Annotated in this window: 14 protein-coding genes and 1 tRNA gene; 12 read left to right on the top strand and 3 right to left on the bottom strand. The window is 59.2% G+C overall.

Translation table 11 applies throughout. From position 1 onward, the window contains the following. Positions 1–78: 78 nt before the first annotated feature. The 3 genes from Q0O05_RS01135 to ybiB are packed head-to-tail and all read right to left on the bottom strand — an operon-like array spanning position 79 to position 3,063. On the bottom strand, positions 79–1,317 hold the full coding sequence (locus Q0O05_RS01135) for an NAD(P)/FAD-dependent oxidoreductase (protein ID WP_293659973.1): 1,239 nt from the start codon (positions 1,315–1,317) through the stop codon (positions 79–81). Positions 1,318–1,327: 10 nt separating this feature from the next. Next, positions 1,328–2,119, bottom strand: coding sequence for a uroporphyrinogen-III C-methyltransferase (gene cobA / locus Q0O05_RS01130; RefSeq protein ID WP_293659971.1), 792 nt, complete (start codon positions 2,117–2,119; stop codon positions 1,328–1,330). Between the two features lie 32 nt (positions 2,120–2,151). Next, positions 2,152–3,063, bottom strand: a complete 912-nt coding sequence (gene ybiB / locus Q0O05_RS01125) for a DNA-binding protein YbiB (protein ID WP_293659969.1) — start codon at positions 3,061–3,063, stop codon at positions 2,152–2,154. A gap of 115 nt (positions 3,064–3,178) precedes the next feature. Here ybiB and tsaD point away from each other — a divergent pair, with 115 nt between their 5' ends. The 12 genes from tsaD to nuoF all read left to right on the top strand — a co-directional run bounded on the left by tsaD (position 3,179) and on the right by nuoF (position 13,041). Continuing rightward, positions 3,179–4,234, top strand: coding sequence for a tRNA (adenosine(37)-N6)-threonylcarbamoyltransferase complex transferase subunit TsaD (tsaD, locus tag Q0O05_RS01120; RefSeq protein ID WP_293659967.1), 1,056 nt, complete (start codon positions 3,179–3,181; stop codon positions 4,232–4,234). Between the two features lie 128 nt (positions 4,235–4,362). Further along, positions 4,363–4,629: a 30S ribosomal protein S15 gene (gene rpsO, locus Q0O05_RS01115; protein ID WP_293659965.1), complete on the top strand. Its 267-nt coding sequence runs from the start codon at positions 4,363–4,365 to the stop codon at positions 4,627–4,629. Between the two features lie 216 nt (positions 4,630–4,845). Beyond that, positions 4,846–6,957: a polyribonucleotide nucleotidyltransferase gene (gene pnp, locus Q0O05_RS01110; RefSeq protein ID WP_293659960.1), complete on the top strand. Its 2,112-nt coding sequence runs from the start codon at positions 4,846–4,848 to the stop codon at positions 6,955–6,957. 125 nt (positions 6,958–7,082) lie between these two features. Further along, the gene (tpiA, locus tag Q0O05_RS01105) at positions 7,083–7,832 is read left to right on the top strand and encodes a triose-phosphate isomerase (RefSeq protein WP_293659958.1); all 750 of its coding nucleotides are present in this window, start codon (positions 7,083–7,085) and stop codon (positions 7,830–7,832) included. Positions 7,833–7,855: 23 nt separating this feature from the next. Beyond that, complete coding sequence (gene secG, locus Q0O05_RS01100; RefSeq protein ID WP_293660003.1) at positions 7,856–8,212, top strand: preprotein translocase subunit SecG; 357 nt, start codon at positions 7,856–7,858, stop codon at positions 8,210–8,212. Between the two features lie 118 nt (positions 8,213–8,330). Beyond that, positions 8,331–8,415, top strand: a tRNA-Leu gene (locus Q0O05_RS01095). A 64-nt stretch (positions 8,416–8,479) separates the two neighbouring features. Then, positions 8,480–8,839, top strand: coding sequence for an NADH-quinone oxidoreductase subunit A (locus Q0O05_RS01090; RefSeq protein WP_293659956.1), 360 nt, complete (start codon positions 8,480–8,482; stop codon positions 8,837–8,839). 4 nt (positions 8,840–8,843) lie between these two features. Then, positions 8,844–9,323 (top strand): NADH-quinone oxidoreductase subunit B, encoded by a 480-nt coding sequence (locus Q0O05_RS01085; RefSeq protein ID WP_293659954.1) that lies wholly within the window; start codon positions 8,844–8,846, stop codon positions 9,321–9,323. An 8-nt stretch (positions 9,324–9,331) separates the two neighbouring features. Beyond that, entirely contained in the window at positions 9,332–9,940 is a 609-nt protein-coding gene (locus Q0O05_RS01080; protein WP_293659952.1) for an NADH-quinone oxidoreductase subunit C, read from the top strand. 10 nt (positions 9,941–9,950) lie between these two features. Beyond that, positions 9,951–11,204, top strand: coding sequence for an NADH-quinone oxidoreductase subunit D (locus Q0O05_RS01075; protein WP_293659950.1), 1,254 nt, complete (start codon positions 9,951–9,953; stop codon positions 11,202–11,204). Continuing rightward, positions 11,201–11,692 carry an NADH-quinone oxidoreductase subunit NuoE gene (nuoE, locus tag Q0O05_RS01070; protein ID WP_293659948.1) on the top strand — a complete coding sequence of 164 codons (492 nt, stop codon included), beginning with the start codon at positions 11,201–11,203 and terminating at the stop codon, positions 11,690–11,692. Before Q0O05_RS01075 ends, nuoE begins: the two co-directional genes overlap by 4 nt. Further along, positions 11,689–13,041 carry an NADH-quinone oxidoreductase subunit NuoF gene (gene nuoF / locus Q0O05_RS01065; protein WP_293659946.1) on the top strand — a complete coding sequence of 451 codons (1,353 nt, stop codon included), beginning with the start codon at positions 11,689–11,691 and terminating at the stop codon, positions 13,039–13,041. Before nuoE ends, nuoF begins: the two co-directional genes overlap by 4 nt. Positions 13,042–13,053: the final 12 nt, after the last annotated feature.

Raw genomic sequence — 13,053 nt, 5'->3', positions numbered from 1 at the left:
ATTGCGTTAACTTTCACCAAAAGGCAGCAGGGTTTTTACCGATTGCCTATCCCGGGCTTTCAGAACTTGTCGCATCCGTTACATCAGGCGGCCCGCAATGCCATGGGCACAGGCAAAACCACTGGACCAGGCCCACTGAAAGTTATAGCCGCCCAACCAGCCGGTTACGTCAACCACCTCGCCAACGAAATACAGCCCGGGCTGGCGGCTTTCCATGGTCTGGCTGGAGAGTGCTTTGGTGTCCACTCCGCCGGAAGTGACCTCTGCTTTGCGGTAGCCCTCGGTGCCGGTGGGCGTGATTTCCCAACGCGACAGGCGATCGGCCAGCGCCGTCAATGCCTTGTCGCTGGCCTCATTCACAGGGCGCTGCCAGTCGTGCCCCCAGACGGACCCCTGCGCCACCCAGGTGTCCGCCAGCCGCGCTGGCACGATGCCGGCGAGTTCGTTGGCAATACGTTTTCTGGACTGTGTCTTGGCGTCGGCCAGGTGCTGAGCCACAGGGGTGCCGGGGGCCAGGTTCAGTCGTATCGGCGTTCCCTCAGCCCAATAGCTCGATATTTGCAGGACCCCGGGGCCGGAGAGGCCGCGGTGCGTGAAGAGAAGGTCTTCGCGGAAGGCCATGGAGGTTTTTTTGCTGCCGGTCGCAATGTCCACGGGGAGCGACAGGCCGGAAAGATCGGCAAACGGCGCCCAGGCGGCTTCGTCAAAGGTGAGTGGCACCAGCGCTGGGCGGGGCGGGATGAGCGGTAGCGCAAACTGTTTGGCAATGCGGTAACCGAAATCGGTTGCGCCGATTTTGGGAATGCTCAAGCCCCCGGTCGCGATCACCACGGTTGCGCAGTGAATGGTGCCGCGGTCGCTATCGATTTCATAGCTGCTGGCGCTTTTCCCATGAGGGCTGGAGGCCAAAAAGCGTATAAATCTGACGCCGCAGGGTTGCCAGCGCTCCACGCCGCCGGCGGCACACTCGGCCAGCAACATGGCGATCAGGTCTTCCGCGGAGCGGTCGCAAAACAGCTGTCCCTTGTGTTTTTCGTGGAATGCGATGCCGTGCTTTTTGATGAGGGCGATGAAGTCGTTGGGGGTGTAGCGAGAGAGGGCTGATTTGGCAAATCGCGGGTTTTCGCCCAGGAAGTTGGCAGCCGAGACATCCATGTTGGTGAAGTTGCTGCGCCCGCCGCCGGATATGCGGATTTTTTCGGCCACTTTTTCGCTGTGGTCCAGGACTAAAACCTTGAGCCCCAGCTGCCCCGCCACACCCGCACAAAACAGGCCGGCAGCGCCCGCGCCGATCACCACCACATCAAAACTATGCATAGCGGCGGGTTCAGGCGGTGCGCTGCCGGTCGGAGGCGCTGGCAGCTGCCAGCATGCCGCTGAACACGTCGCCCACCACAATCACGCTGGGGCTGGCCAGCCGCTCGGCGGCGATGGTCTGTTGCAATGCGCCCAGGGTACACACCACGTGGCGCTGCTCCGGCAGGCTGGCGTTTTGGATGATGGCCACCGGCGTTTCGGGTCGCAGGCCCTGCAGCAGGCCCGCCTGAATGTCTTCGGCTCCGCTGATGCCCATATAAATAACCAAGGTGAGCTTGGTTTGTTGGGCGGCAGCTGCCAGGGCGGGCCAGTCGGTGCCGCCGTCGCCGGGCTTGGCGTGGCCGGTTACAAACACCACGCCGTGAGCGTGGTCCCGGTGGGTGAGGGGCACGTTCAGGCTGCTCACAGCCGCCAGACCTGCGGTCACGCCATTGATGACCGACACCTGCACGCCGGCGGCCTGCAGGTGCTCCACCTCCTCGCCGCCGCGGCCGAAGATGAGGGGGTCGCCGCCTTTTAAGCGCACTACGGATTCGCCCTCCAATGCGGCGGTAATCATCAAACGATCGATGAATGACTGCGGCGTGGACTTGCAGCCGCCGCGCTTACCCACGTGTACGACGCGCGCCGTGGGGCTCGCGTGGGCCACGATGGCGCCGTTCACCAGGTCGTCGACCAGCAGCACAGTGGCCTGCTGAATGGCTTTTAAGGCTTTGAGCGTGAGCAACTCCGGGTCGCCCGGGCCGGCACCCACCAGTGTGACGTGGCCGGAGGCGGGCCGGGGGGGGGAATCGTGGTTCATGGTGCGCGGATAGACGAAAAATCAGGACAAAGTTACCCGGCAATCTGCGCATGCAAGTGCAAGATCTGGGTCACTTGTGCTGCTACCGGCGCCGGAATAGGGCGATCACCTTGCAACACCGAGCGGGTGTAAGCGGCGGTGCTTGCGGCGTCGATAGCTGTGGGCACATCGGGCAGGCTGGTGAGCGGGCCGGATTGGTGGGTGAGCAGGTCAATCGCCCGGCCTGCCAAGAAGCCCTGCATGTGCGGCGTGCGCCGGGCGTCTGCCACCGCCTCGCCCTCGGTGCCGCGAATCAGCAAGGCATCGGCCTGCAGCAGCGCAAAGGTGTCGGCCATGGAGACCGCGTATTCAGGGTGGGTGTAGCTGCTCACCAGCAGGGCTGCGCCCTTGACCGGGTTCATCAGCTTCACCAGGCTGTGCGCCGGATTGCGCAGGTTCACCACCCGCCGCACATCGAGCAGGCGCTGCAGGCCGGGCAGCAGGGTGCCGGTTGGGACAAACGCAACGCTGCCGTTTGCTACGCTTTTGGTAGCTGCCTGCGCATGTATATCAAGCGCAGCAAGCACTTCTGACACAAAAACACGCTTGTCTTCGGTGGCCGTGCCGTGAATCAGCACCGGCAGGCCCTCGCGCGCCAGCAGCAGCGCCAACAGCGGGGTGAGCAGGGGGAGCTTGCGTGCGCCGTTGTAGCTGGGGATGACGACCGTCGGCATTGCGCCCGCCGGAACCAGCGCCGCACGGCTGCGCACCGCATCCAGAAAACCCGCCATCTCCTGGGCAGTTTCGCCCTTGATACGCATGGCCAGGCAGAAGGCGCCTACCTCCAGATCGGTCACGCTGCCGTCCAGCACCTGGCCCAGCAGATCAGCCGCTTGCTCGCGGCTCAGGGCTCGCGCGCCTTCTTTGCCGCGCCCGATTTCCTTGATGTAGTGGCCAATGCTCATGGGCAGATTGTCGATGAAGCTACATAAGTTTCGGCTATGCCCTTATGCGCGCGCCCTTGAGGCGTTTTCCGGTTGGGGGCATCCTCTACACTCCACGCCTCTCAAGGGGTAAAGCATGTTGGTGTTGGGGATCGAGTCGTCGTGCGATGAAACAGGAGTGGCCCTGGTGCAGTCGCATGACGAGATGCTCCCCGCACTACTTTCCCACGCCCTGCATAGCCAAATTGACATGCATCAGGCCTTTGGCGGCGTGGTGCCCGAGCTGGCCAGCCGCGACCACATCCGCCGCGTGCTGCCTTTGGCGCGCGAGGTTTTGGCATCCGGCGGCCGCAGTTTGCAAGATGTGGATGTGGTGGCCTTCACGCGCGGGCCCGGGCTGGCCGGCGCCTTGCTGGTGGGGGCGGGGGTGGCTTGTGCACTGGGTGCGGCCTTGGGCCGGCCAGTCCTGGGCGTGCACCACCTGGAGGGGCATTTGCTGTCCCCCTTCTTGAGCGCCGATCCTCCGGAATTTCCGTTCGTGGCCTTGCTGGTGTCGGGCGGTCATACCCAGCTCATGCGGGTGGACGGTGTGGGGCGCTACGAACTGCTGGGCGAAACCATTGACGATGCGGCGGGCGAGGCTTTTGATAAGTCCGCCAAGCTGATGGGGCTGGCCTACCCGGGCGGCCCCTTGCTGGCCCGGCTGGCGCAGGCGGGTGACCCGAAAGCCTACGCATTGCCGCGCCCCTTGATGCACAGCGGCAATCTCGATTTTTCGTTTGCCGGGCTTAAAACCGCGGTGCTGGTGCAGAGCCAGCGCATGGTGGCTGCGGCCGGCGTGGGGCGGTTCCAGGACCTGCCCCTGCCGCAGCAGGCGGACCTGGCGGCCTCTACGCAGGCGGCGATTGTGGAGGTGCTGCTCAAGAAATCAGTGGCTGCGCTCAAGCAAACCGGCCTGATGCGACTTGTGGTGGCGGGCGGCGTGGGGGCGAACCAGCAGCTGCGCCTGCAGCTCAATGCCGAATGCGAGCGGCGCGGCGTGCGGGTGCACTACCCCGAGCTGCACCTGTGCACCGACAACGGCGCCATGATTGCCATGGCCGCTGCCATGCGACTGCAAAGTGGCCTGCAAGAAGCCACGCGGGACTACGCCTTCGATGTGAAGCCGCGCTGGCCCTTGCACGCGCTTTAGTCCCCCTGAGCGGCCCCGGGGTCGCAGCCTGCCTCGGGCTATAATCTCAAGGCTTTACATTCGGCAAGGCGCACGCCAAGAGCCCTTCCAGCACCTGGCGCAAGTTAAAACACCAATAGGAAATCACCATGATCGCTTCCAGCATTAAAGCTGCTGTTGTCAAAGACAACGCCCGTTCCGCTACCGACACCGGTAGCCCAGAAGTGCAAGTTGCACTTCTGACAGCCCGTATCAACGAGCTGACCCCCCACTTCAAGACCCACGCCAAAGACCACCACGGTCGCCGTGGTTTGCTGCGCATGGTGAGCCGCCGCCGCAAGCTCTTGGACTATCTGAATTCCAAGGACCACGATCGCTATGTGGCCTTGATTGCCAAGCTGGGCCTGCGCAAGTAAGCGCCTGACAGAATGATGAACGCCTGAGTTAGGTCACTAGCTCAGGCGTTTTTTACTTCGGAGACTGCAAAAACAGAACGAAGCTGTGTCATTCCAAAGCCGTTGCCCTCGTGGGCAGTGTTTCTGGAATGGCATCGTGGACTGTGTTGTGGAATCCGGGCTACGGCGGGATGGCCTGCATCCCCCAAAAAACTTGACCCTCACCGGAGATTCACCATGAGTATTTTCAATAAAGTTACCAAAACCTTTCAATGGGGACAACATACCGTCACCATGGAAACCGGCGAAATGGCCCGCCAGTCCACCGGCGCTGTGCTGTTGGATATGGACGGCACCGTTGTGTTGGCCACAGTCGTCGGCAAGACCGAAGGCAAGCCCGGCCAGGATTTCTTTCCCCTGACCGTGGACTACCTTGAAAAGTCCTATGCCGCCGGCAAGATCCCCGGCAGCTTTTTCAAGCGCGAAGGCCGCCCCAGCGAGTTTGAGACCCTGACCAGCCGCCTGATCGACCGCCCGATCCGCCCTCTGTTTCCTGAAGGCTTCTTCAACGAAGTGCACGTCGTGGTGCACACCGTGTCCCTGAACCCCGAAGTGGATGCTGACATCGCCGCCATGATTGCAGTGAGCGCCGCCTTGTCCATCTCCGGCATTCCGTTCAACGGCCCTATCGGCGCGGCCCGCGTGGGTTACGTCAACGGCGAATACGTGTTGAACCCCGGCCAGACCGCACGCAAAGATTCCATCATGGACCTGGTGGTTGCAGGCACCGAATCCGCCGTGTTGATGGTGGAGTCCGAAGCCCAGCAACTGTCTGAGGAAGTCATGCTCGGCGCGGTTGTGTTTGGCCATGACCAAAGCAAGGCCGCAATTAACGCGATCCACGAACTGGTGCGTGACGCCGGCAAGCCGGTGTGGGACTGGAAAGCCCCCGCCCGCGATGAAGCACTGATTGCCAAGGTGGACGCGCACGGCAAGGACAAGCTGGTAGCGGCTTACCAAATCCGCAACAAGCAGGCCCGCACTCAAGCCTGCCGCGCCGCTTACGCTGACGTGTTCTCCGGCCTGAAAGCAGACGGCGTGGAGTTTGATAGCGTCAAGGTCGAAGGCCTGTTGTTCGAAATCGAAGCCAAGATCGTGCGCAGCCAGATTCTGGCCGGTGAGCCCCGCATCGACGGCCGCGACACACGCACCGTGCGCGCCATCGAAATCCGCAACAGTGTGCTGCCCCGCACCCACGGCTCCTCGTTGTTCACCCGTGGTGAAACCCAGGCCCTGGTTATTGCCACCCTAGGCACCGAGCGCGATGCCCAACGCATTGACGCTTTGAGCGGTGAGTACGAAGACCGCTTCATGCTGCACTACAACATGCCTCCCTTTGCCACCGGCGAAACCGGCCGCGTGGGCACGCCCAAGCGCCGCGAAATCGGCCACGGTCGTCTGGCCAAGCGCGCGCTGGTTGCCGTGTTGCCTACCAAAGAAGAGTTTCCGTACTCCATCCGTGTGGTCTCGGAAATTACCGAGTCCAACGGCTCGTCTTCCATGGCGTCTGTGTGCGGCGGCTGCTTGTCTCTGATGGACGCCGGCGTGCCCCTGAAAGCGCACGTGGCGGGTATCGCCATGGGCCTGATTAAGGAAGAAAACCGCTTCGCGGTGCTGACCGACATTCTGGGTGACGAAGATCACCTGGGCGATATGGACTTCAAGGTGGCCGGCACGACCAACGGTATTACCGCGCTGCAAATGGACATCAAAATCCAAGGCATTACCAAGGAAATCATGCAAGTGGCTCTGGCCCAAGCTAAGGAAGCCCGCGTGCACATTCTGGGTGAAATGCAAAAGTCCATGGCCGAAGCGCGCACCGAAGTGTCCAACTTCGCGCCCCGCCTGTTCACCATGAAGATCAACCCTGACAAGATTCGCGACGTGATCGGTAAGGGCGGCGCTGTCATCCGCGCGCTGACCGAAGAAACCGGCACCCAGATCAACATCGAGGAAGACGGCACCATCACCATCGCCTCCAGCGATCCGGCCAAGGCCGAAGAAGCCAAGCGCCGCATCGAGCAAATCACCGCCGAAGTGGAAATCGGCAAGGTCTACGAAGGCCCGATCACCAAGATTCTGGATTTCGGTGCTTTGGTGAACCTGCTGCCCGGCAAGGACGGCCTGCTGCACATCAGCCAGATCGCCCATGAGCGCGTGGAAAAGGTCACCGACTACCTGTCCGAAGGCCAGATCGTCAAGGTCAAGGTTATGGAAACCGATGAAAAGGGCCGTATCAAGCTGTCCATGAAGGCCCTGATCGACCGTCCTGCGCAAGATCAAGCGTAAGGTTTGCTATTGATTTGGTAGCTGCTCGCGCATATGTGGCGGGCGCTACCGGTCAATTCAATGCCAAAATTGAATAGAACTATCGCCCGCGCATCGGTCGACGCCATTGAGTTGTGGGATTGATCATGAAGAAGAAGTTGATTGCCGGAAACTGGAAGATGAACGGCAGCCTGGCAGCGAACGCGAGCCTGCTCGAGCAAGTGCTCGCCGGTTTGCCGGCTGATCCTTGCATCGTTGCAGTCTGCGCCCCCGCGATCTATGTGCAGCAAGTGGCAGGCCTCACGCAGGGAACAGCGATTGCCGTCGGTGCGCAAGATGTGTCGGCGCATGACGCCGGCGCCTACACGGGTGAAGTTTCTGCTTCCATGCTGCGCGATCTCGGTGCGCGTTACGCCATCGTCGGTCATTCGGAGCGCCGCCAGTACCACGGTGAAACCGATGCATTGGTGGCGATCAAGGCCCAAAAGGCCTTGGCGGCTGGTGTGACGCCCGTGGTGTGTGTGGGTGAAACCTTGGCTGAGCGGGAAGCCGGCCGCACCGAAGAGGTGGTCAGGCGCCAGCTGGCTGCGGTGATACACCTTAACGGGCATTGCATAAGCGAAATCGTGGTGGCCTACGAGCCTGTTTGGGCGATCGGCACGGGGAAAACGGCAAGCCCCGAGCAAGCGCAAGAAGTTCATGCTGTGCTGCGTGCGCAGCTGCAGTCTGCAACGCCCCAAGCGGAGCGCATTCACATCCTGTACGGCGGGAGCATGAATGCGGCCAATGCGGCGCAATTGCTGGCGGAGAAGGATATTGACGGTGGACTGATTGGAGGCGCCTCTTTGAAGGCAGTCGATTTTCTGGCCATCATTGCTGCAGCATCTGCTGCTTGATTGATATTGAAGAGGAGAAATTGATGAGTATCGTTATCACAATCATTTTGACAGTGCAGATGCTGGCGGCGCTCGCCATGATCGGCTTGATTCTGGTGCAGCACGGCAAAGGCGCCGACATGGGCGCAGCCTTTGGTAGTAGTGGCTCTGGCAGTCTTTTTGGCGCCAGCGGCAGTGCGAATTTTCTGTCGCGCACCACAGCAGTTTTGGCAACAGTATTCTTTGTCTGCACTCTTGCATTAGCCTACTTTGGCAACCTTCGCCCCTCCAGCTCCGGATCGGTATTGGAGGGTGCATCCGTGGTAGCGCCAGTGGCTCCGGCAGTGGATGCGCCACCTGCGGCGCCAGCTTCTGGCGCGGCACAAATTCCTGCCAAATAAACCGCTTTTTTAAAACCCTTTCCCCCGCCGAGAGCAGGGGAAATTCAGGGTAAACTCTTAGTCTGATGCGGGAGCAACTGCCGTAAGGCGCCTCAAGCAAACGCATCGTCAGAGCGCCGCCGTCGTGGTGAAATTGGTAGACACGCTATCTTGAGGGGGTAGTGGCGAAAGCTGTGCGAGTTCGAGTCTCGCCGACGGCACCAGAAAAATTAACAGACGCAGGAGTCGAGTCCTGCGTCTGTCATTCACGGTGATCAGAATCTAAAGATGAACCTCGATCAATATCTCCCCGTCCTCTTGTTCATCTTGGTCGGTGTTGCCGTCGGTGTGGTTCCCCAGGTACTGGGCTACATCCTCGGACCTAACAAGCCTGACGCCGCCAAAAATTCCCCTTACGAGTGTGGCTTTGAAGCCTTTGAAGACGCCCGCATGAAATTTGATGTGCGGTACTACCTCGTCGCCATCCTGTTCATTTTGTTTGACCTCGAAACCGCATTCCTTTTTCCCTGGGCTGTGGCTCTGAAGGAGATGGGGCTGTTCGGTTTTTTGGTTGGAGTCGAGTTCGTGGTTGTTTTGACCATCGGCTTCATTTATATGTGGAAAAAAGGCGCTCTGGACTGGGAGTAACGCAATGATTGAAGGCGTTTTGAAAGAGGGCTTTGTCACTACGAGTTACGACTCGGTGGTGAACTGGGCCAAAACCGGTTCGATTTGGCCTATGACTTTCGGTCTGGCCTGTTGCGCTGTAGAAATGATGCACGCTGCGGCTGCACGGTATGACATTAGCCGCTTCGGCTCCGAAGTCTTTCGCGCTAGCCCACGTCAGTCGGACCTGATGATTGTTGCGGGCACGCTGTGTAACAAGATGGCGCCCGCTCTGCGTAAGGTCTACGACCAGATGTCAGAGCCTCGTTGGGTGATCAGCATGGGGTCCTGCGCCAACGGCGGTGGTTATTACCACTACAGCTATTCGGTTGTGCGCGGCTGCGATCGCATTGTCCCGGTCGATGTGTATGTCCCGGGTTGCCCTCCAACTGCGGAGGCTTTGGTGTACGGCATTTTGCAGCTGCAGCAGAAGATTCGCCGCACCCAGACCATTGCCCGGGCCTGAGAGCATTTATGACTACATTTGCAGTACACCCCGAAGTCACGAAGGCCGCTGTCGAGGCTGCTTTAGGCAGCAAGGCTAAGCACGTATTGGTTGCGCTGGGTGAGGTCACCGTTCAGGTGGCTGCCCACGATTACCATGACGCAGCACAAATTCTGCGTGACGCGGCGGGTTGCCAGTTCGAGCAACTCATTGACCTCTGCGGTGTCGATTATTCGGAATACGCAGACGGCGCGTACGACGGCCCCCGCTATGCAGTGGTCTGCCATCTGCTTTCAGTGAGCTTGAATCAGCGTCTGCGCTTGAAGGCTTTTGCGACCAGCGACGATATGCCGGTCATAGCATCGGTCAACGATGTTTGGAGTTCCGCGAACTGGTTTGAGCGTGAAGCGTTCGATTTGTTTGGAGTGATTTTTGAGGGACACGATGACCTGCGCCGCATCCTTACGGATTACGGTTTTATTGGTCACCCGTTCCGTAAAGACTTCCCACTCAGCGGACACGTGGAGATGCGCTACGACGCCGAGCAGGCGCGCGTGGTGTACCAGCCCGTCACGATTGAAGCGCGTGAAATTACTCCCCGCATCATCCGTGAAGACAAATACGGGGGGCTGCAATAGCAGTGAACGCATGGCTGAAATTAAGAACTACACATTGAACTTCGGCCCGCAGCATCCTGCGGCCCACGGTGTTTTGCGCTTGGTGCTGGAGCTCGATGGAGAGGTCATCCAGCGTGCCGATCCGCACATCGGCCTGCTGCATCGCGCGACCGAAAAGCTGGCTGAAAGCAAGACCTACATCCAGTCTTTGCCGTATATGGATCGCTTGGACTATGTGTCCATGATGTGTAACGAACACGCATATTGTCTGGCCATTGAAAAGCTCATGGGTATTGAGGTGCCCATCCGTGCCCAATACATCCGTGTGATGTACGCAGAAATTACGCGTCTCCTGAACCATCTGATGTGGTTGGGGTCCCACGGTAACGACTGTGGCAGCTCCACAATCCTGATTTACACATTCCGCGAGCGTGAAGATCTGTTCGATATGTATGAAGCCGCCAGTGGCGCGCGTATGCATGCGGCCTATTTCCGCCCGGGCGGCGTATACCGCGACTTGCCGGACGCGATGCCGCAGTTCAAGGCCAGTAAGGTTCGCAACGCGAAGGGCGTGGAAGAGTTGAATCGCAACCGCAAGGGTTCTTTGCTCGATTTCATCGAGGATTTCACCCAGCGATTCCCCAATTGCTTGGAGGAGTACCACACCCTCCTGACCGAAAACCGCATTTGGAAGCAACGTACGGTCAATATCGGTATCGTCTCTCCCGAACGTGCACTCAATATGGGATTCACCGGCCCCATGTTGCGGGGCTCCGGAATCGCCTGGGACTTGCGCAAGAAGCAGCCCTACGACGCCTACGACAAGGTCGAATTTGATATTCCTGTGGGCAAGACCGGGGATGTGTACGACCGCTACCTCGTCCGCATGGAAGAAATGAAGCAGTCCAACCGCATCATTCAGCAATGCGTTGCCTGGCTCAAGGCCAACCCCGGTCCCGTCATTACCGACAACCACAAGGTGGCACCCCCGTCGCGCGAGTCGATGAAGACCAGCATGGAGGAGTTGATTCACCACTTCAAGCTCTTCACCGAAGGCTTCCGCGTACCCGAGGGACAAACCTACGCTGCGGTGGAGCATCCCAAAGGCGAGTTCGGCATTTATATCGTGAGTGACGGGGCGAACAAGCCATACCGTTTGAAGATTCGTCCTCCGGGATTTGTTCACCTCGCCAGCCTAAATGAAATGGCCAAGGGCCACATGATTGCCGACGCCGTTTCCATCATTGGAACCATGGACATCGTTTTTGGAGAGATTGATCGATGATCTCCGCTGCAACCAAATTGCGTTTCGACCGCGAAGTCGCCAAGTACCCCTCTGATCAGAAGCAATCCGCCGTGATGGCCTGTTTGGCCATCGTCCAGCAAGAGTTGGGCTTCGTGAGTTCCGAGAGCGAAAAAGTCATTGCGGATCACCTCGGTATGGCGCCGATGGCGGTTCGCGAGGTAACCACTTTTTACAACATGTACAACCAGCGTCCTGTTGGAAAGTTCAAGTTGAACGTGTGTACCAATCTGCCCTGCCAGCTGCGCGACGGTCAAAAGGCACTGCACCACTTAGAGCGCAAGTTGGGCGTGAACATGGGGGAGACTACCGCGGACGGAATGTTCACCCTGCAGCAGAGCGAATGCTTAGGCGCATGCGCTGATGCGCCAGTCATGTTGGTGAATGACCGCTCCATGTGTAGTTTTATGTCGAACGACCGACTCGACCAATTGGTGGATGAGTTGCGCGCATCGGGAGGCCAAGCATGAGTGCGGAGAATGTTCTGTCGAAGTTTCTTGCCAGCGGTACTGAATCCTGCTTTCACGACCGCCATATCACTCCTCAGATTTACGCGGGTTTGACTGGTGCTAACTGGGGCCTGCAAGATTACGTGGCTCGCGGTGGTTACGAAGCCCTTCGCAAGATCCTGGGCAAAGATGGAGGCGAAGGTCTCACCCAGGACCAAGTGATTGCGACCGTGAAGGAATCCGGCTTGCGTGGTCGTGGTGGCGCGGGTTTCCCCACGGGTCTGAAGTGGAGCTTCATGCCCCGCCAGTTTCCTGGACAAAAGTATCTCGTTTGCAACTCTGACGAAGGTGAACCCGGAACCTGCAAAGATCGCGACATTCTGGAATTCAATCCTCACATCGTGATTGAAGGCATGGCCATAGCGGCTTATGCCATGGGTATCACCGTAGGCTACAACTACATCCACGGTGAAATCTTCTCGGCATACGAGCGATTTGAGGCGGCTTTGGAAGAGGCCCGGGCGGGAGGTTTGTTGGGCAACAATATTCTGGGCAGCAACTTCAGTTTCCAGCTGCACGCAGCACATGGATTCGGCGCCTACATCTGCGGCGAGGAAACGGCTTTGCTGGAATCGCTTGAGGGCAAAAAAGGTCAGCCCCGTTTTAAGCCGCCTTTCCCTGCGAGTTTCGGCCTCTACGGCAAGCCGACCACTATCAACAACACCGAGACATTTGCTGCGGTTCCTTGGATCATCCGCAACGGCGGACAAGCGTATCTGGAGTGTGGCAAGCCGAACAATGGCGGAACCAAGATTTTTTCGGTCAGTGGTGACGTAGAGCGCCCCGGCAACTATGAAATTCCTATGGGAACGCCCTTTGCCAAGCTGCTGGAGTTGGCTGGCGGAGTGCGCGGTGGCCGCGCATTGAAGGCGGTCATCCCCGGCGGTTCGTCGTCGCCCGTATTGCCTACGTCCATCATCATGGACTGCACTATGGACTATGACTCCATCGCTAAAGCCGGTTCTATGCTGGGTTCGGGAGCTGTCATTGTGTTGGACGAGACTCGCTGCATGGTGAAGGCACTTCAACGTCTGAGTTATTTCTACATGCACGAGTCTTGCGGTCAGTGCACGCCGTGCCGCGAAGGCACAGGTTGGTTGTCCCGCATGGTCGATCGCGTTGAGGGCGGACAAGGTCGCCCTAGCGATATGGACTTATTGGACAACGTCGCCGAGAACATCCAAGGCCGCACCATTTGCGCGCTGGGCGATGCTGCTGCCATGCCGGTGCGGGCCATGATCAAGCATTTCCGTCACGAATTTGAACACCACGTAACGCACAAGACCTGCACGGTCCCAGCTTACGTTTGAGCGAGTCCACAA

The sequence above is a fragment of the Rhodoferax sp. OV413 genome, assembly GCF_945881795.1.
GTDB lineage: Bacteria > Pseudomonadota > Gammaproteobacteria > Burkholderiales > Burkholderiaceae_C > Allorhodoferax.
This window is presented reverse-complemented; position numbering and strand designations above follow the sequence as displayed.